Annotated in this window: 14 protein-coding genes and 1 pseudogene; 7 read left to right on the forward strand and 8 right to left on the reverse strand. The window is 58.9% G+C overall.

Going from position 1 to position 19,838, the window contains the following annotated elements:
• Positions 1-100: 100 nt before the first annotated feature.
• The 5 genes from AC0QTX_RS19445 to AC0QTX_RS19465 form a co-directional block, all read right to left on the reverse strand.
• On the reverse strand, positions 101-988 hold the full coding sequence (locus tag AC0QTX_RS19445) for an NAD(P)-dependent oxidoreductase (protein ID WP_474605472.1): 888 nt from the start codon (positions 986-988) through the stop codon (positions 101-103).
• 33 nt (positions 989-1,021) lie between these two features.
• Positions 1,022-2,536 carry a tripartite tricarboxylate transporter permease gene (locus tag AC0QTX_RS19450; protein WP_474605473.1) on the reverse strand — a complete coding sequence of 505 codons (1,515 nt, stop codon included), beginning with the start codon at positions 2,534-2,536 and terminating at the stop codon, positions 1,022-1,024.
• 30 nt (positions 2,537-2,566) lie between these two features.
• The gene (locus AC0QTX_RS19455; RefSeq protein WP_474605474.1) at positions 2,567-3,046 is read right to left on the reverse strand and encodes a tripartite tricarboxylate transporter TctB family protein; all 480 of its coding nucleotides are present in this window, start codon (positions 3,044-3,046) and stop codon (positions 2,567-2,569) included.
• 73 nt (positions 3,047-3,119) lie between these two features.
• On the reverse strand, positions 3,120-4,115 hold the full coding sequence (locus AC0QTX_RS19460) for a Bug family tripartite tricarboxylate transporter substrate binding protein (protein WP_474605475.1): 996 nt from the start codon (positions 4,113-4,115) through the stop codon (positions 3,120-3,122).
• Between the two features lie 64 nt (positions 4,116-4,179).
• Complete coding sequence (locus tag AC0QTX_RS19465; RefSeq protein WP_474605517.1) at positions 4,180-5,202, reverse strand: 4-hydroxythreonine-4-phosphate dehydrogenase PdxA; 1,023 nt, start codon at positions 5,200-5,202, stop codon at positions 4,180-4,182.
• 229 nt (positions 5,203-5,431) lie between these two features.
• Here AC0QTX_RS19465 and AC0QTX_RS19470 point away from each other — a divergent pair, with 229 nt between their 5' ends.
• The 7 genes and pseudogenes from AC0QTX_RS19470 (at position 5,432) to AC0QTX_RS19500 (ending at position 12,357) form a co-directional block, all read left to right on the forward strand.
• Positions 5,432-6,133, forward strand: coding sequence for a GntR family transcriptional regulator (locus AC0QTX_RS19470; RefSeq protein WP_474605476.1), 702 nt, complete (start codon positions 5,432-5,434; stop codon positions 6,131-6,133).
• Positions 6,134-6,207: 74 nt separating this feature from the next.
• Positions 6,208-6,927: a 3-oxo-tetronate 4-phosphate decarboxylase gene (otnC, locus tag AC0QTX_RS19475; RefSeq protein WP_474605477.1), complete on the forward strand. Its 720-nt coding sequence runs from the start codon at positions 6,208-6,210 to the stop codon at positions 6,925-6,927.
• 4 nt (positions 6,928-6,931) lie between these two features.
• Positions 6,932-7,744, forward strand: a pseudogene (locus AC0QTX_RS19480) (hydroxypyruvate isomerase family protein).
• A complete protein-coding gene (gene otnK, locus AC0QTX_RS19485) occupies positions 7,741-9,003 on the forward strand; it encodes a 3-oxo-tetronate kinase (RefSeq protein WP_474605478.1) in 1,263 nt (420 codons plus the stop codon). Before AC0QTX_RS19480 ends, otnK begins: the two are co-directional and overlap by 4 nt.
• A gap of 73 nt (positions 9,004-9,076) precedes the next feature.
• On the forward strand, positions 9,077-10,465 hold the full coding sequence (locus AC0QTX_RS19490; protein ID WP_474605479.1) for an NAD(P)H-dependent oxidoreductase: 1,389 nt from the start codon (positions 9,077-9,079) through the stop codon (positions 10,463-10,465).
• 32 nt (positions 10,466-10,497) lie between these two features.
• Positions 10,498-11,472, forward strand: coding sequence for a bile acid:sodium symporter family protein (locus tag AC0QTX_RS19495; RefSeq protein ID WP_474605480.1), 975 nt, complete (start codon positions 10,498-10,500; stop codon positions 11,470-11,472).
• Between the two features lie 600 nt (positions 11,473-12,072).
• Positions 12,073-12,357, forward strand: coding sequence for a DUF6894 family protein (locus AC0QTX_RS19500; protein WP_474605481.1), 285 nt, complete (start codon positions 12,073-12,075; stop codon positions 12,355-12,357).
• Here AC0QTX_RS19500 and AC0QTX_RS19505 read toward each other — a convergent pair.
• The 3 genes from AC0QTX_RS19505 to AC0QTX_RS19515 form a co-directional block, all read right to left on the reverse strand.
• Positions 12,302-13,552, reverse strand: coding sequence for a cadherin repeat domain-containing protein (locus AC0QTX_RS19505; RefSeq protein WP_474605482.1), 1,251 nt, complete (start codon positions 13,550-13,552; stop codon positions 12,302-12,304). The genes AC0QTX_RS19500 and AC0QTX_RS19505 overlap by 56 nt on opposite strands.
• A gap of 2 nt (positions 13,553-13,554) precedes the next feature.
• A complete protein-coding gene (locus tag AC0QTX_RS19510) occupies positions 13,555-15,897 on the reverse strand; it encodes a UvrD-helicase domain-containing protein (protein WP_474605483.1) in 2,343 nt (780 codons plus the stop codon).
• 1,902 nt (positions 15,898-17,799) lie between these two features.
• A complete protein-coding gene (locus AC0QTX_RS19515; protein WP_474605484.1) occupies positions 17,800-19,746 on the reverse strand; it encodes a DUF2075 domain-containing protein in 1,947 nt (648 codons plus the stop codon).
• Positions 19,747-19,838 lie beyond the last annotated feature (92 nt).

A 19,838-nucleotide genomic window follows, 5' to 3' on the forward strand; every position in this document is an offset into this window, starting at 1 on the left:
CGGTAATAGAACCCCATCTTGTCCTGGCGCCCGAACCAGGCCTGGCTGCGCAGCTGGCGCTTCTTGTCTTCGCTCATGGTCGTTTGCTCCAGGGGTGCTGTCAGGCGGCAGGCCCGTTCCTGCGTTCGAGTTCGACAAGCAATCCGCTGTGATCGAGATCGCCCGCATTGGCGAGGAGACCGCGAAAAAGATCGGCGGTCACCGCGGTGTAGGGCACCGTATCAAGCGACAACTGCTCCGCTGCGTCGAGTGCATTATCGAGATCCTTCAAGTGCGTGACCGACCGCCCCTTGGTGACGAAGTCGCGCTCGATCATGCGTTGGCCGTGGAGTTCAAGGATCCGGCTCTCAGCAAACCCTCCCCTGAGAGCCTCTCGCACCTTGGCCGGATCCGCGCCCCCACGCTCGGCCAGCATCAGCGCCTCGGCGACCGCGCCGATGGTGACGCCGACGATGATCTGGTTGGCAAGCTTCGCCAGCTGGCCAGCTCCGTGCGGGCCGACATGGACAGGCCTCCCCATCGCCTCAAGGATGTCTTTCACGCGGGAAAACGCCTCGGACTCGCCTCCAGCCATGATGGCCAGGGTGCCCTGCTCCGCCCCAACGGTTCCCCCTGAGACGGGGGCATCGATGTGGGACACGCCGCGCTCTGCCAAGCGGCGTGCATGATCCTGGGCCTCGGCGGGTTTGATCGAGCTCATATCGACGACGATGCTGCCCGGCCGCAGGGCTTTGGCAACGCCCTGCGAGAACAGCACATCTGTTACGATCGCTCCGTTCTCCAACATGAGAAAGACCACGTCGGCATCCCGGACAGCTTCGGCAGCCGTATCGGCGACCCGGGCTCCATGGCTTGCCAGAGCCTCAGCCTTCTCGCGCGACCGGTTCCAGGCCACGAGCGAATGGCCTGCATCCAGCAGCCGCCTTGCCTGGCGCGCGCCCATGAGGCCAATACCGAGGAAGGCGACCGCGCCTGAGCCAGATGTCATGGCCGAGAACTCCTTGACCGGGTCGATGTGCTACTATGCCAGCGCGGATGAGGACTTCGGCCGGGCCAGCCGCGCCATGACAGCGCTGATGGCGGGCCAGAACGCCAGGAGCAGTCCGACCGTGATCAGGGTTCCAACCAGACCGTTCGCCCAGAAGATCGACAGAGACCCTCTCGACATGATCATGGACTGGCGGAAGGCATCCTCTGCCTTGTCGCCGAGCACCATCGCCAGGACCAGCGGAGCAATGGGATAATTGAGCTTCTTGAACAGGTAGCCTGCGAGTCCGAAGGCCAAGGCCAGCCAGAGGTCGAAAGGACGGCCTGCGACAGTATAGGCGCCGATGAAGCAGACGGTCACGATCACGGGACCGATGATTGCGAACGGGATGCGCAGGATGGATGCGAAGAGCGGGATGGTGGCCAACACCACAACTACGGCGACGATGTTGCCCAGATACATGCTGGCGATCAGGCCCCACACGAAGTCCGGACGTTCGATGAAGAGCATGGGGCCCGGATTGAGACCCCAGATCATGAGGCCACCCATCATCACGGCTGCGGTCGCGGAGCCGGGAACACCGAGCGCCAGCATCGGGAGAATGGCGCTGCTTCCGGCCGCGTGATCCGCTGTTTCCGGCGCAACGACGCCTTCCGGTTCGCCATTTCCGAACGCCTCCTTCCGACGGGACAGTCTCTTGGCGAGACCATAGCTCATGAACGAGGCCGCGGTCGGTCCACCAGGAGTGATCCCCATCCAGCATCCGATTGCACTGCTGCGCAGCAGGGCGACCCAGTACCGGGGCATCGTCGCCATCGTCTTGATGACGTCGCGCGGACTGATACGGGCCCTGATTCCATCGAAGCGAAGCCCCTCCTCCATCGTCAGCATGAGTTCGCCGATACCGAACAAGCCGATGACCGCGATCAGGAAGCTGATGCCAGCCAGGAGTTCGTTGAAGCCGTAGGTCAGGCGCAACCCGCCCGAGATGGTGTCCATGCCGACCGCCGCGAAGGCGAAGCCGAGGCCCAGGGAAACAATCGTCTTGAACGGAGAGGCTCCGCCGAGTCCCACGAAGCTCGCAAAAGCGAGGAAATAAACCGCAAAGTATTCAGGCGAGCTGAACCGGAGAGCGAACTTGGCGACCCAACTCGAGAGGATGGTGATGAGGATGACACCTACCAGAGCACCGAACCCGGCGGACAGGAAAGCCAGCGTCAGAGCCTGCGTCGCCTGCCCCTGCTTGGCCATGGGGTAGCCGTCGAAGGTCGTTGCGACGGACGAGGGCTCGCCAGGGATGTTGAAGAGAATGGATGTGGTCGAGCCGCCGAAGAGCGCGCCCCAATACATGCTTGTGAGAAGGATGATGGCCGCAACCGGATCCATCGTGAACGTCAAAGGCAGCAGGAGCGAAACACCGTTGGGCGCGCCCAGGCCCGGCAGGACGCCGACCAGGATCCCAAGCAGCACGCCGACTATCATCAACACGACGTGGTAAGTCGTGAGCGCAACGCCGAAGCCATGCATGAGCGAGGCTAAATTTTCCATCGCCTGTCTCCGTCAGGAAAGTTGGAGTTTTCAGTAGAGGCCCAGCGCGCTTTCGAGCGGCCCTTTCAGGAGAGGAACCTGAAACGCGTATTCGAGCACGAAATAGAAGAACATTGTGGCGGCCACGCCGGAGGCGGCGGAAACAATCAGCCGATATCCGCCTTGCCTCCACATGACGAAGGCCAGGTAGAGCGCCGTGGCCACGTAAAGGCCGAGCACGACTGCGATGCCGACAAAGAAAATGATGGGAACGAGAAACGAGACCACTCGTCCCGCCTGCTCTCTGTCCACAAAGACGGACTGCAGGTCGTAGCGGGACCTGGCGGCCTGGATCATGGTACCAAGACTAGCGCCGACGATCAGAAGGCCCATGTAGAACGGAAAGGTTCCGGACTCGGGACCGGCATCGCCCCAGCCAATGCCGAATTCGAGCGCTCCGATGACAGCGGCCAATCCAAAGCCTGCCGTCAGGGTTGCTGTTCCGATCTCCGCCTGGAATCGCGAAATCATGGATCGTTCCCTATCTGTGCAGCATCCTGCGAGCCGGCGCAGCCGAAGCTGCGCCGACGGTCAGGCATCTGAGTTACTGGACAATCCAGCCTTCGCGCTCGAAGACCTTCTTGTTCTTGGCGTCGTCCTCGGCGATGAAGCGCTTGAACTCATCACCTGCAAGGAAGCGGTCCGTCTGGGACGTGCGCTCGATGTACTCTTTCCACTCGGGCGTCTCACTGACCTTCTTGAGAACATCGGTGTAGAACGCCACCGCATCCTGAGGAACATCGGCCGGCAACCAGACGGTGCGCGGCATCTGGAACTGGTCGATCGGGATGCCGGCTTCCTTGCAGGTCGGGATGTCGGACCAGCCCATGGTGGCCGTGACCTTCGGGCCCTCTGGAAGGCGCGTCGGGCTGAAGACACACAGCGGCTTCACTGCGCCTGCTTTCCACTGCCCTACGTTCTCGTTCGGGTTATTCGTGTTCGAGTCGATGTGGCCGCCAGCCAATTGAACGCCCGCCGCGCCGCCGCCCTGGAATGGAACGTAGATGAACTTGGCTCCGGTCGCGTCCTCGATGAGGCTCGTGATCGTCTGGTCAGTATCCTTTGACTGACTGCCGCCCATCTTCAGGGTCTGGGGCTTCGCCTTGGCGGCCTCAACGTAGCTCTTTGCGTCCTGGTAGGGAGCGTTCGCATTGACCCAAAGCAGGAACTCATCCAGCGCCATGGCGGCAACCGGGGTCAGCTCGCTCGGCTTGAAGGCGAGCTTCGCGACATATGGCAGAAGATAGGCGTTGTTCGTGCCGAACGTAAGCTTGTGGGGATCTCCAGCGGCCACCTTTGTATAGACGTAGCCCTCCGCGCCGCTGCCGCCGCCCTTGTTGGTGACGATGACCGGCTGTTCCATCAGCTTGTGCTTTGAAATAATCGATTGAACGATACGCGCAAAATTGTCCGTACCGCCACCGGCGCTGGATGTCACGATGAACTCGACAGGCTTGGCCGGCTTCCAATCGGCGTGAGCAATGCCACCGAATGCGGCCGTAAGGGCCGTCGCGATTATCCATGGGGTCTTCTTGAGCATAGTTTTCCTCCCTTGATGAAAAGTACTAAGCCGATGGCGTCGGCCCGGGATCTTGATAGTCCGGCTATGCAACGCCCCTGAGCTCGCGCTCGGCTTCGTTCGCAGCATGACGTCGGGCCGCAACCTCCGCGCCCATGCGGACCGCAAGAAGGAGCGCCTCACGGCTGGCGCCCAGATTGGCGATACCGCGGCCCGCAATCTCATAGGCCGTGCCGTGGGCAGGCGTGCAGATCGGGAACGGGAAGCCTCCGATCAGCGTGACACCACGGTCGAAGCCCATGAGCTTCATGGCGATCTGGCCCTGGTCGTGGTACATGGTGAGAACCGCATCGAAGTCGCCGCTCTTGGCGCGCAGGAAGACCGTGTCTGATGGAAATGGCCCCTCTACGGTAAGGCCTTCCGCAATGGCCTTCTGAACGGTTGGCTCAAGAATTTCGATCTCTTCGCGTCCGAAATTACCGCCATCGCCCGCATGGGGATTGAGCCCCGCCACCGCGATGCGCGGCGGATTGAACCCGGCAGCGCGCATACACTGATCCGCCAACCGCAGCGACTTCAGGATTGCCCCCTCGGATATCGCAGACGCAACCTGCGATAGGGGGATATGGGAGGTAACGCGAGCGTTCCAAAGCTTCCCAAGAACATTGAACTCGCTCGCGGCGGCAGAGGACTTGAGAACGTCGCGCACGAAGCGGATCTCATCATCATACCCTTCATAGGCGAGGCGCATCGCCTTCTTGTTAAAGGGTGTGAAGAACACGCCGTCGGCTTGGCCCGCATCAGCCATCTGCAATGCGCGACGGAAATTCTCGGTCGCGAACTGACCGCCCTCTAGCGTCGCCGTCGCAGGAGTGACCCGCTCAGGACTCAGATTCTTCAGGTCGACGAAGATCGGCCGAGCGGCTCCTGCCGGAATCGCCTCCTCCGAGGAGACGACGTCCACGTCCACATCGACGCCGGCAATCTGAGCGCCCTGTTCCAGAATACGGCGATCCCCGAAGATCACCAGATGCGCGCCGGTCCGGAATTCATCTGAAGCAATAAGTTTGGCAGCGAGTTCCGGGCTAATGCCGGCCGGATCGCCCATAGCAAAGGCAATGGTGGGTCTCGCTGAGATGGTCGGCGAAAAAGAAGAATTCACGGCAGCCTCATCTTGGAGTGACACAAGGACAGTAGCAGTCCAACATTCTTCATGCAAGCATGCTGCATACAGAATTTTGTTGTTGTGCATCCAGTATACAGTTATAAGTTAGGTGATGCAGAGCGCTGCCTTAGGACCTATGTTCTGTCTGAATGCAGAGATGGACGGCTCGACAATGGACCAACCAACAATTCCAGACACTTCAGGCTCGCTGATCGGCGCTTCCGACAAGCGTGGGCCTATTGCTCGCCTAAGCCTTCACGATGCGATCGTGGCGCGCATCCGCGATATGATCATCGAGGGAGAGCTCACGCCTAGCAGCCGGATCCATGAGGGAAACCTTGGGGCCAAGCTTGGCGTGTCCCGCACCCCCCTGCGCGAGGCTCTCAAGTATCTTGCCAGCGAAGGATTGGTGGAGTTGTCACCGGGGCGCGGCGCCGTGGTGCGGCAATTCAGCCAAAAGGACGTTCACGACAGCCTCGTGGTGCTCGGAAGTCTTGAAGGACTTGCAGGCCGCCTCGCCTGCGAGAATGCCACGGATGCCGAGATCAAGGAGGTCCGGCAACTGCATGATCGCATGATGGACATGTATGAGAAGCGCGATCGCCTGCCCTACTTTAAGCTGAACCAGAGCATCCACTCGGCCATCCTCCGCCTCACAAAGAACGAGGCGCTGGCTTACGTGCATGGCATTCTACAGGCGCGTCTTCGCCGCATCCGCTACATTGGTAACGAAGGGGCGGACAAGTGGGCAGGCGCTGTTGCCGAGCACGAGGACATGATCGTGGCTCTCGAGGCCAGGGACGCCGACCGCCTGTCGAAAGTCCTGACGGCTCACATGGACAAGACCTGGGATCGCGTAAGGAACGCCATCTGACACGAGGACCACGCCCGTTCAACCTGAAGCGGCGCGGGCTGATCGTAACCACTCTACTCTGCGAGGTCGCCGACGTGAGCAATGAAAGCCAACTTCGCGAGACAATCTGCCGCTTCAGCCGCTCCTTGTTCGAGCGCGGCCTAACGGCCGGTTCCTCAGGCAACATCTCCGTTCGCCTCAGCGACGGCGGCTGGCTGACGACGCCGACCAACACCTCCCTCGGGTCTCTCGATCCCGCCCGGCTGAGCCGCCTCGACGCGGAGGGACGCCTCATTTCGGGAGATGCTCCCACGAAGGAGTTGCCGCTTCACACGGCTCTCTACACTACTCGCCGGGATGCGGGAGCCATCGTGCATCTGCACTCGACCCACTCCGTCGCGGTCTCCATGCTGCCCGACATCAATCCGGCGGACGTCCTTCCGGCGATGACAGCCTATTACGTCATGCGTGTTGGGCGAACGGCCCTCGTTCCCTATTACCGCCCCGGGGATCCTGCCGTAGCGGATGCGATCCGCGGACTTGCCGGGAAGTACACCTCCGTCCTCTTGGCCAATCACGGTCCGGTCGTTGCCGGGAGGGATCTCGAGGCTGCCGTCTATGCCACCGAGGAACTCGAGGAAACGGCCAAACTCCGCCTTCTCCTCCACGGCCTCAACCCGCGCCTTCTGACCCGTGCACAGGTGCGCGATCTCGTCGACCATTTCGGGTTGGATCAGGCGATTGGCGAGGAAGGTTCCGAGCACAGTCACGGCTCCTGCGGCGAGGCCCATGTCCATTCTCAAAAGTGCGGATAAACCCATGCCCCGCTTCTCGGCCAATCTTGGTTTTCTTTTCGCCGACCGCCCCGAGTTGGAACGGGTGTCAGCTGCCGCCGCCGCCGGCTTCGAGGCCGTCGAGATGCATTGGCCTTATCAGGTTCCCGCCGCCGAGATGCGCGCGGCCCTTGAACGCAGTAAAATCACGATGCTGGGGCTGAACACAGCAGTCGGCAACGCCGCTGCGGGAGATTTCGGATTGGGCGCTGTGCCGGGCCGCGAGAGCGAATTCCACCAGGCGGTGGACCAAGCCCTGTCATACGGATCGGAGATTGGCGCCAGCGCTGTTCACTGCATGGCGGGCGTCGTTACAGCAGATGAACTCGAGGTAGCCGAACGCACCTTCGTGGCAAACCTGAGGACGGCAGCCGACAAGGCTGCGCAGGTCGGCATCACACTCCTGCTGGAGCCGATCAATCAACGCGACAAGCCGAGCTACTTCCTGTCGCGCATTGAGTAGGCCGCCTCGATCATCGGACAGGTGGGCCGAGCCAATGTGAAGATCATGTTCGATTGCTATCACACGCAGATTATGCAGGGCGATCTGACCCGGCGCTTCGAAGCACACCGCGAGTTGATCGGGCATGTCCAGATCGCCGCAGTGCCTAGCCGTGCAGAACCGGATGAGGGCGAGATTGACTACGCTTCGCTTTGCCACACGATCGAACAAGTCGGATACGACGGCTGGATCGGGGCGGAATACAAACCACGCGGACGCACTGAGGATGGCCTCGGCTGGCTCGGACGCTGGTCTGGCAGCGACATTTCACCAAAGACAAGCGGAGGCAGGGTATGAAACTCGGGTGCATCGCGGACGATCTGACCGGAGCCACCGATCTTGCTCTCATGCTTGCCCGCGAGGGGATGCGGACCGTGCAGACGATTGGCGTCCCGAACGCCGATATTGACCTATCCAGCACAGACGTAGTGGTTGTCGCCCTCAAATCGCGAACCATTCCCGCCAAGGACGCAATCGCGCAATCCCTAGCGGCGGCGGATGCTCTGAAAAAGGCTGGCGCAGAGCACTTCTTCTTTAAGTACTGCTCCACCTTCGACTCCACGGACGAAGGCAATATTGGGCCGGTGACCGCAGCGCTTCTGGAATTTGCGGGAAGCAGCTTCACCCTTGCCTGCCCTGCTTTCCCGGCCAATGGCCGCACAGTCTACAAGGGGCACCTGTTCGTAAACGGCGTACCGCTGCACGAGAGCAGCATGAGAGACCATCCGCTCACACCGATGCGAGATCCCAATCTCGTGCGGGTGCTGCAGCGGCAGACGAAGCTGTCGGTCGGCCTCGTATCCTTCGAGGATGTTGAGGCGGGGCCGGATGCCATCAAGGTTGCCTTCGAGCGGGAGCAAGCGGCAGGGCATCGTGTCGTAATCGTCGACGCGTTGACCGACACCCATCTGCGATCCATCGGCCAGGCTGCGGCGGAACTTCCGCTCATCACTGGGGGCTCCGGTGTTGCCATGGGCCTGCCCGCGGCCTATCGCGGCGGCAGTGAATCCTCCTCCTCATCCGAAAGGGTATTCGACGCTCCCGCAGGACGTGAGATCATTCTCGCGGGCTCCTGCTCTGCTGCAACCAAGCGCCAAGTCGAGATTGCCATCGATAGGAATGTCCCCACCTTCCGTCTCGACCCCATGGCTCTCGCATCCGGCGACCTCAATGCACAGATGGTCCTGGACTGGCTGTCCGCACAGCAGACGAGCGGCCCCGTCCTGATCTACTCGACAGCGACGCCCGACGAGGTGCAGGAGGTTCAACGCAAGCTCGGCCGCATGAATGCAGGTGAGATCGTCGAGAGCACACTTGCGCAGATTGCCTGCGCGCTCCCGGAACGAGGCTTCACACGCCTCATCGTTGCAGGAGGTGAGACATCCGGCGCGGTTGTGAATGCGCTCGATGTCGGAGCGCTTACCATCGGACCAGAAATTGATCCGGGTGTTCCCTGGACGAGAACGCTCTCCGGAACCGACCTCGCCCTCGCACTCAAGTCGGGCAACTTCGGCGCTCCGGACTTCTTCCTGAAGGCTTGGAGCATGCTCCGCTAATACAGACTAGCGTTTCGCTTCAATCGTCGCAAATACCGACGCCAACGCGCTCGTCGGACAAGAGGAGTATGCCATGGATTATCGCACCTACTATGCCAAGGCCGACCGTCCCGTTGAGACCTGCATCGTTGGCACGGGAAGTTTCGGACAGAGCTACCTGGCTCAGGCCCAGCGCGTTCCGCTCCTGAGCGCACGCGTCGCCGTCGATGTTTCAGCCGAGAGTGCCGCAGTGGGACTGAAAGCCGCCGGCATCGATCCGGACAGAATCCAGATCTGCAACTCGGCCGCCGATGCAAAAGCTGCCTGGGACCGCGGCAGCTTCATCGCCGCAAGCGACCTCGCAATTGCGGTCGAACTTCCCATCGATGTTGTCGTCGAGGCGACCGGACAGCCCGTCGCTGCTGCACAGCATGCCCTCATCGCCATCGAGTCTGGGAAGCATCTGGCGCTCGTCACCAAGGAACTTGACAGCGTGGTCGGCCCGGAACTCAAGGTGATGGCTGAGGAGCGGGGCCGGATCGTCACGACCGTGGATGGAGACCAACCAAGCCTGCTCATCGGCCTTGCCTCTTGGGCCGAGGTAATGGGCTTTCACATCGTCGCCGCTGGAAAATCCAGCGAGTACGATTTTGTTTTCGATGCCCGCACGAGCCACCTGACCAGCAACGAGCGCAGCGCGGACGACGTCGACCTCGCCCGTCACTGGAATCTGGGAGACCGCGGCACAGATGACTTAGTGGCATCACGCGCCGCAGCCGTCGCGAATTTCCCGCAGCGGGCCGTGCCCGACCTATGCGAGCTCATGGTGGTCGCGAACGCAACTGGCCTACAGCCGGATCGTATGGACCTTCACGCACCGCTTGCGCGCATCAACGAATTGCCGACGATCTTCTCCCGCCACGAGGATGGCGGCATCCTCGGCGGCGACCGGCGTATTGACGTGTTCCACTGCCTGCGCAAGCCCGACGAGATCAGCTTCGCGGGAGGCGTCTTCGTCGTTGTCCGCTGTGACGACCCCAAAAGCTGGGACATGCTCGCCCAGAAGGGACACATCGTTAGCCGGACGGGTGCGAACGCCATGGTCTTCCTGCCCCGCCACCTTCTTGGCCTCGAAGCTGCCACGAGCATCCTCGATGCGGCGATCCACAAGGTGTCCGGCTACGGATCCGACTACCGCCCCCGCTATGACCTGATTGCTGTCGCAATCGAGGACCTTCCGGCCGGTACTGTCCTGTCCATGGGCGGCCATCACCACACGATCTCCGGCGTCACCGCCGAGTTCAGACCCGCCAAAGCGCTCGTGGCCGATGCCCCTGCCCCGTTCTATCTTGCCGCCGACTGCCGGTTGGCGAAGGCCGTTCGCAAAGGCGAGGAGATCCGCATGATCCATCTAGAACTGCCGGAGGGTTCACCCCTTCTCGCTTTGCGCCGCCGGCAGGATGCGCGCTTCTTCGGGCAATAAGAATAACACCAATCATCCGGAGCGCCTGGACGATGGGCTTCCTCTCATACCTGCGGCCCGACCGCTTCACAGTCGCCCTCGTGACGGTTGCCATAATCGCGACGCTTCTGCCCACGACCGGCGGAGGCATTCCGGTCCTCAAGGTCATCATCGCAGGTTCGATTGCGCTTCTGTTCTTTCTGCAGGGCGCCCGCCTCTCGCGGAAAGCCATCATCGATGGCGCCATTCACTGGCGTCTTCACCTGATGGTGTTTGTGGCAACCTTCATCATGTTTCCGCTGCTCGGATTGCTATTCAGCTTCAGTCTCGGGTCCATCCTCGCGCCCAGCATAGGCCTGGGGGTTCTCTACCTGTGTCTTCTGCCCTCGACGATCCAGTCCTCCATCACGTTCACTTCGATTGCGAACGGGAACGTTGCTGCGGCCGTGTGCAGCGCATCTGCCTCGAATGTGCTGGGCGTCTTTCTGACCCCGATCTTCATGAGTCTCTTCATGAACACGCAGGGTAGCATTCCTCTCAGCGCCATCGGTGGGGTCGTGATGCAGATCCTCGTCCCGTTCCTGGTGGGGCACATGGCCCGTCCATGGGTCAGAGAATGGGTCGAGAGGAGCCGCACGTTCACGGGGTTAGTGGATCGCGGCGCAATCCTGCTTGTCGTCTACTATGCCTTCGGAGAAGCTGCCGCGAATGGGCTGTGGCACGAGCTCGGGCTGCGCGACCTCATCGTCCTTGCCGTTCTCAGCTGCGTGCTCCTTGCGGCCGTTCTGTTCATCGTGACGGCAGCAAGCCGCCTGTTCGGGTTCTCGCGGCCGGACGAAATCGCCATCGTGTTCTGCGGATCGAAGAAGAGCCTCGGCAGCGGAGTTCCTATTGCAAGCATTCTCTTTCCTGCATCCATGATCGGCGCGATCATCCTTCCCCTGATGCTCTTCCATCAAATCCAGCTGATCGTCTGTGCAATCCTGGCCCGTTCCTATGCAGGCGCTCCGCCCTCGGCGGCTAGATAAAGGGATAAACGATCGAGGTGTTTCGCAGACTTGGAGCAGATGCAAAGGTTTTGGAGCTATTGTTTCCCGCGTGTCAGCAGTTTCTCTCCTGGCTTCCCGAGCGGATGGTTGGCGTATTCAAGGGCAATCATTATGACTAGTCCATAATCCGGCTCTGGGTGTGGAAGTAGCTGGTCTATGACCTCAGTCCGCGGAGTGTGGAGGAGATGATGGTCGAGCGAGGCATCCTAGTCGATCATTCCACGGGCTACCGCTGGACGGTTCATTCTGTCCTGCATCAGCTGGAGCAGTTCCATCTGTGCAAGCGATCCGCAACCGGCTTGTCAGGAGAGGCGAGCGTCATAATCGGGCAAGCGATCCACGTCAATGGCGGAGCCTCGACTGGGAGACCTGGTGTCTGAGGGCGGGTGCAGCTTGCCAAACTCCGAAATGGGGCATTGGCACTCATGATGTCTACTCAGTTCCTAACGAATGAAGTTCAGCTTATCCTGTGACTGCGGAAGTAAGGCTAAGGTCCGCCTCGTGCCAGGACGAGACATTCCCCGTTCGCTCCAGACCTGCTGTCGAAGGAACAAGCCAATGGGGGAGTAGTTGGAGGGCATGCCCCGATACGACTTCCACAACTGCCATGGTGACTGGCTCATGGAAGGCCCGGAAGGCATTGAGCATCCCAACCTCAATGCCGCTCGGGCCGAGGCTCTTGAGGGGGGCCGGGACCTTCTCGGAGAAGCCCTTCGGCACGGAAGAGATGACTGGCTGGATGACGCCATTGTCATCACGGACGAGGCAAGCTGGGAGCAGATGACAATCCTCTTCATCGAGGCCCTTCCTATGCGACGAAGAGGAAGTCGCCCGCGTGCAGGCCGACCTTATCAGCGAATCTAACGGAGGACGCACCGAACCGGATCATGGTATCTCCACCCTCTTCTGTCAGATAACCGCCTGCGATCAGGTCTGAGTAGTTGTGAACACCGGATATTGCGATCTTTATCTGATCCCGCGTAGAACTTGGAGCAAAGACCAAGTCATCGAACCCGAAGTAGTCCTGCACTCCACTGCTCCCATCACCAGCTGTCAGTTCGACCCGCCTGAGATTATGGAACAAGCCAAAATCGAGGTGGCCTTCCAGATCAGCCTGTACTGTGCTGCCCGTGATCTCATACGTACTTTCGCCGACAAGAGCTCCGATCGCGTCATACCCCCTCAGGTGAACTGTTATAGGCGTCCTGAAGGCGGGTGACAGATCGATAGATACCAGATCAAAGTTATCGCTTCGGGTGAGGGTTGCGGGCGTCCCTGCCGGTGTGTCCTCATACCCGGTGACCTCATTACCGCTGGCCTCCGCGATAAAGCCCAGCTTCGTCCCTGACGTAGCCGTATACAGCCCTAATGCATCTTTGGTGTCATACACACCGGCGGACCTCCAGCTGAAGCCTCCGTATCCGTCCGGAATCCGTGCCTCCGAGCGCCAGCCCGGCGGTGTCGCAACGTCGTCAAATCGAAGCGCCTGAAGACCCTGAAAACCAGTGATCACGTAGTCAGCCCCGCTGCTAAGGGCAGTAACATCGAACGTGTCCGCCTGATCCGCTTTGCCGACCAGCTCGTGCTGGACATCTTGCACGTTGACCTCAAAGGTCTGAGACTTGGTCAATCCATTTTTGTCTGCAACTGTCACAGTGAGCGGAAGTGTAGCTTCTGTCTCATGATCGAGCGAAATCCCGTCCTTCAGCCTGAGCAGCCCTCCTGTCACCTCAAAGCGCGCATCCGATAATTGGTAGGTGTGAGTATCCTTGTCGTCTGGATCGTCGACCTGGATTTGACCAACAATGCCGCCTATCACCCCCTCATCCACGGACATAGACGACAACATGATGGCCTGAGGGGCTTCATTGACGTCTGCCACACTGATGGTGAAAGTTTGCGCCTTGAACAAGCCACCCTTGTCCGTGGCCGTGACGGTTAGATGAACCGCGGGCTCTGTCTCATGCCCACACCGGAGGAACGACAGGAGATCGGCTGTAAGGCTGTAAGAGGGAAGCATGAACGGCTGCGGCCGCACGCCAAGACGAATGATCGGCATGATCAGATCTCCACGTACGGCCTGCGGCGTACCCAAGGATTAGTGTCGTTGCGCTGAGCGCCAGTGGCGACATTCGCGATTCCTCCGCCTGGAGCGGCACCATCAAGACCGACAAGGAGGAGCACATGCTCCGGCCGACTGAAGGCCACGAAGAAGTGGCGGTACAAGTCGTCGAACGCGCGGTCGAGAGCCGGGCGGGTCGGCGCTCCAAGAGGAGAGTACGGGCGCATATGGTCCTCGAGCCCGTGTGGCAAGCTGCCGTCACTCGGAAAGCGCTTGAAAGCGTGTGCCGGGTGGTTCGTACGGAAATCCGATCCAACATCAACGATCGTCAGCGGAAACTCGAGCCCTTTCGCTTGATGGATCGAGAGCGCCGCAAGTCGGCTGCGCGGGAAAGCCTCAATCATCTCCTCGTTGACGCCTGTTGTGCAGGTGGCAATCGGGGCAAGGAACAGGCGGAGGAGCTCCTTGCCGGCCGCGAGCATCTGAGCGGCAGTGGCCGGCGGCGCGAGCAGATTGCCCTCGTAGGTGCCGATGGTGGCGCAGGCAGCGAGCTGGCGCGTGAAGACCTCAAGATAGATTTGGCCTTCTGGGTCGTCGAATAAATCCGGGAAGTAGTGGAGGAGGCTATAGACCAGCTTCAGCATTGGGACAGAACGAGGCCACCGCCCTCCCCGCCGCGGTGTACGAGCCGCCAGAGATGCATCGAAGCGTCGGAGTTCGGATCTGCTGTGCGCGAGCCGCCGCGCAGCAGATGCCCGCCATTCGGCGAAAACTGCTGTCGCGCCGCTGAGGCCGCTCGCAGCCCCCTCGATCGAGCCATGCGGGTCGATGATCTCGAGGAGAAGCCCTCCGAATTCTTTCACCACTGGAATTGCGCTGATCTCTTCACCCCGCGGGTTGAACATCCGGATGGGATTAGAGAGGCCGAGCAGTTCGTCCCGCAGCAGGCCAGGTAGGCGTCGCCGGCCGTCAGCAGCATTCTCTTGAGGTGATGAGCACAGGAGAGCGGCATCTCCCAGGTCTCCGCCACGGGCGGCTCGGACCTGATCACCGCTCGGTAAACGAAGCCCGCGACCTTGGAAGATAGCCTCTACAGCGGCGGCGAGGTCGGTTGCAAGGGCCGCGGCATTGGGACGGAACATGCCCAATATCGGTGCGGCACCATCAGTGTTGCGGCCCGCGACCAACACCGGTTTACCGCTTACCCGCGCCGGTTGGTATGCTGGGTCGAGCCGGGCGTAGGCGTTAACAAAGCCGACGATCGTTGGTGTGGAACGATAGTTACGCCGAAGGAAGGTTGTGCGAGGCCGCCGGCGCCCAAGCGCACGAGCGGCGCGCTGTGGGAAATCACGAAAGAGATCGACGGTTGCACCGCGGAAGCGGTACAGGCTCTGGTCGTCGTCACCAACGATTGTGAGGCTTGCCCCACTGGCTTGTGCGAGTGCAAAATAGAGGCTCTCCTGGAGCAGGTTGGTGTCCTGGTACTCGTCGACAAAGATCGCCTGGACACCTTGAGTAAAGGTGGCAAGCTCTCCGGCGCGCAATTGATCTAATACGGTTTGCTCGAGGAGTGCGAAGTCGACCATCTGGCGATCGCGCAATTTGGTTTCGTAAGCCTCGAGTGCCTCAGCAAAGGCGTTGGGCACGCTGGGATCGCTCGTGAACCTATCCCAATTGACTTGGTCGTGAAACCTTCGGTCCCACATGGTCCGGAGCACACTCAATTTGCGGCCAATGTTCCAGCCAAACCTGTTTCCACCAGCCAAAGTTAGGAGGTAGCTATCAAGATCACTGTCGCGGTACCGCTGCTTTTCGAGTAATCCAGCGTGCAGCATGAGGGTCGAGGCTACGAACTCATCGACGATAACAGGAGGATTGGCACCCGGTTCGCGGAAGTCTCGGAGCACCGACTGGCAGAGTCCGTCAACGGTGTTCGTGGTGATCTGATTGATATCAAGGCGTCCAATGCGTTCGCGGACCGACGATGGGAGGGCCGGATCTCTCCCAAGATGCTCGACGAGAGCGAACCCTCGGATCAGAAGCCGAGACCTGAGTTCGGCGGCAGCTTTGACAGTGAAGGTTGTTGCGACCACGCTACTGGGCTTTAGACCGTCAACGAGGACGACCTTCAGAATGCGCAGCACGACGCTGCTCGTTTTGCCGGTGCCGGGGCCCGCCACGAGGTGGAGATCTTCCTGCGCTCCAGCCTCGATTGCTGCCTTCTGCTCAGGATTAGGCCGGTCTCCAAGTTCAGCACAGGCTGCGAAGAACTCGTCGGGAGACAATGTCCGACGAGGCGCCCCCGCCGGTGTGCGGCGTATCTTCATCTGAGCTGTCGACATTCCCCCGCCCTCGTGCCGTCGCCTCCGCTCCAAGCTTACCGAGGCTGACTAACACCTCGATAGGGGATGGTGTCTGCGACCTATGGTAACGAAGCCAAATGTGCCGTAGATCTTACCGAGGCACGATAACTCCTAGGGCAGGATACTGAGCTACAGGCGTAGTAATTCTCCCGAGGCATTGAAGGACTAGCGACTGGAGCTACAACAATCGCTACATGCGTGATCTAGAGTGGGCGTAAAAAGTTGAGCATGCCGATTTAGGTATCTTGGCGCGAGAACGTTCGGGGAGAAGCAATGTTGGCTTACAAAGTCAGCTTCATATTCGATGGTCGCTCAATGAGGGAGATTGTCTCCTGCACTACGCCTGCGGCGGCTCGTCGATTAATCGAGGCGCGCTACCCTGGCTGCCAAGTTATTTCAGTGTCAAACTAATGACTTTCATTGACCGAAAACCATCTCATTAGCGCATATAACAATAAAACTTCTTGTTGAATAAGACTAAAGATTACATTTTCGTAATGGCTAGATTTCGTTGACAGATTTTCTCACTACAGATCTCAACGTCATATTTGGATCGTCCTCTGAAGTAATTTTCAAGAGAGTAACGGTTGCAGGTTCAGCATTGTGGTTCAATGGCAGTAACTCCAATTCGACTGCAGGCCCATCTGTACTAAGGGAGCCTTATTCAACAGATTGTAGAGGGTGAGTTTCACGAGGGTACTGATGTCATACCAGGTGGGGACAATCCTTCCTCGACGCGAGGTGGATGCCAGTTTCGGGACCAACAAAGGGCGTGGTATTTGGGTTCAGGATGGGTTGAGGCGAGTGATTGCTTTCACTAGCGAGCAAGGCCTAGCAAACGGATACGAGGATCGCCGCGACGGCGATACTTTCCTCTACTACGCCATGGGCCCCAGGGGAAATATGAACTTTAATAGCCGCGAAAATTGTACTATCCGCGACCACCGGAAGCTCGGCTACGATATTCTTCTCTTTGACGAACCCATTCCGGGCAGGAGTGAAGTGCGCTTTGTTGGACGATATGCCTGCTACAATTATCGCTGGCCTGTAAAAGCGTTAGATGAGGGTATAAGCACCCGTGACGCCATTGTCTTTGAGTTCGAGCCACTTTTTGAACTAGAAAGGTTCAGGCAACTCTTCCGATTCCCTCGGGAGGGATCTCGGTATGCCAGTATGAATGGATGGCGACGCTTCCGGACTGAACCTTTCCGAAGAACGTAGGCCGTCATCGTGCTTAGGTCTGAGTGCATAACGGCATAACCTGAAATTCTGGCTGTATTACGTGCTTTGCACTTCTGTCCAAACGAATAGGTGCACGCGGATATCTCCATCATCATCTCCTACTACTTTTTCGAATGCCGAAAATCCGCAGCGTGTAGGTTAAGCTTAGCTTGTCTATTTTAGTTGCAGGTAGTTAAGGCGTACGTGATGAACTGCTCTTCATTGGAGTGCTCACCTGCGTAGGGTGATCCTGAGTTCAGCTTCGATCGTAACTCCTCAATGTGAGTGATTGTCGATCCTACCTGTAGGCGAAGTGGCAATGAACGGTCGGCTAGCGAGGGAGAAAGCCAGTGAATTACAGTGTTAGCTATGACTTAGAGGGTGTTTCCCGCCAGCGCTTCTCGCAGATCTTTCGTTTTGTCGACCCCGGGGGTATTACGTTGGCCGGTTATCGCACAGTACGACGCCATCTCGAACATCCTGTACATTGACCGCGACTTCTATGAAGGCTGTACTGAGTCTCAGCGCTCCAGCATCAAACGCTGCAAGACTGTGCGGGAGCACTTCACCCGATAGTAGTCAATCGACGAACACGGTAAGCGGCGCTACGCCTCTTGCATCAGTCAATAGGACTGCATGATCACACCCACTTCGCACCTGTTACTCAAGACCGCACTCAACCAAGAACTGAAAAGTCTCATCGTAGTAGGCTGGTGGACGTGTTGCGTCGGAATGGTCTCCTGCTGGAACAAAGATAACCATTCCTTGGCGGGCACGGGTTAAAATAACGCGGTAAGCATTCTTGAGAAAGTTTCGGGCGTGTTGATTTCTAACGTTCTGCCAGCGCGAGCCCACGAACTCGAAGCTGCTCCATCCTCCTACATGGTAGCGGAAGTCACCGTCCCAACATACGCAGGCCCAATCCAGCTCAAGCCCTTGTACATCGAACTCAGTCGCTACCTCCTCGCAATAGTACGATGAGCGAATGTCAAATCGATCATTCAAAAACCAAGCGGGCGGATCAACCTTCGCCCTGACGTGAATACCCTCAGGTCTAAGTCGTAAGGCTCCAGATGATGCAAGCACGCCGTAGCGCTCACTCCCTCTGGCGTTTCGCCGCAACCACGTTCTCGCCTCCGCTAAGTCACGGGTGAGCTTGATCGGATAACGGTCACGAATTTCAGCATATGCCTCGCGGGCTTCCTCGGATCGGTTATTCACCAGGTGGCTTACAAAGTTTGATAATGCCTCAGCGCGGAATGAGCGCATTGAAATTGACAAGTGAAGTTCCGGCCGAACCTCCATGTTCAAGCCAGAGAAAGCCACTACTTCGTCTGTTCCAACGTAATCCTCCCCGGTTATCTTATCTGAAGCGTGGACCTTCCAGTCAGGGTATTCAGCACGCAGCGCCTCTAGCCACTCTGTGAGTCCCGCTTCGCCAGTGTTGATCTCCTGGCCGCCGCCAACAAGGCAAATCACGACACACCAGTCCTTGTGCCTGTTCATGACGCTAATGAGGAAGGCGGGCTCTGACATACCGAAATCGGCTATACCGCGCTTAGCCTTCATAAATTTCGACGCCTGCTCCCGTGTCCATGCGCGCTGTGCTTCATCGAATATTACCACGCGTTCGGCCGGAGCCCTGAGGTCCCGTAGCGCCTCGTCGCGAAAGTGATGGATGTTTTGAATAAAGCTTCCGACCTTTCGAGCGGCGTCCTTCTTTCTAATGCCGGTTCGGGTGCTTTCATCCCTGGCCAATGCTTCTCGCAGAACATCAACGAGAGGTCCGTTCCCAGACAGGAAGACTGCATGTTCGTCCCCATGACTGTGCGCCCGCTGAGTTGCGATGTTCAAGCCGGCCAAAGTCTTGCCCGCTCCTGGCACACCGGTTACGAAGCAAATCGCCTTTTCCTTCTTGGCCTTAGCTGTCTCTATAATTTGTTCGAGTGCCTGCGTCGTGGCGCCAAGATTTCTAGCACCGGCATCAGAGCGAGTAATTTCTTTCACTTCGTGTCGCTGAAATAGAGCTTGAGCCGCCTCGATAATCGTTGGTGTCGGTTTGTAGCCGGAGGCGATCCAAGTTGTGAAATCAACAGTGCTGCTCGTCTGAATCTGAGAGAAACAATGGAGCGCCGCTCCAAGATCGAATTGGCTAGCCAGAATTGGCTCAGCTACCATATCGTTATGCCAGGTGATCGGCTGCAGCCCTCTTTTGGGCGCGCCAGTCGACACAACAACTGGAATAATTGGCGCATCATGGCTTCCGCTATGGAAGTTTTTGAGATCGAGTGCGTAATCATGGACCTGCTCGATGGCACCACGGTCGAATGTATTAGCGCCGACCTTAAATTCGAGAACTATCACCGCGGTTTCTATGACGAGAACAACATCGGCTCTCCTCCCCATGCGAGGGATAATTAACTCGAAGAGGATATGGCCACAGAGGTCAGGCACTACGGACTTGAGAATTCTAATTTGCTCAAGCCAAGCGTGCCGCTGCTGCTGCTCGAGCGCAAAACCGTGAGCTCGTGTAAGCTCTCCTAAAAGGAAAGAGGCGTCCGCCGACTTGAACTCGGAAATCGTGCTTTGGTGGTACGAGCTGCGCATAAGAACATATACTGCACTTCCGAACCGACAAGCTACCCCGACCTGCGTCTGACGTTCCTTCTCCTGGTTGGGGCTCGCAACTGCGTGCAAAG

Source organism: Microvirga sp. jy35, assembly GCF_056148915.1.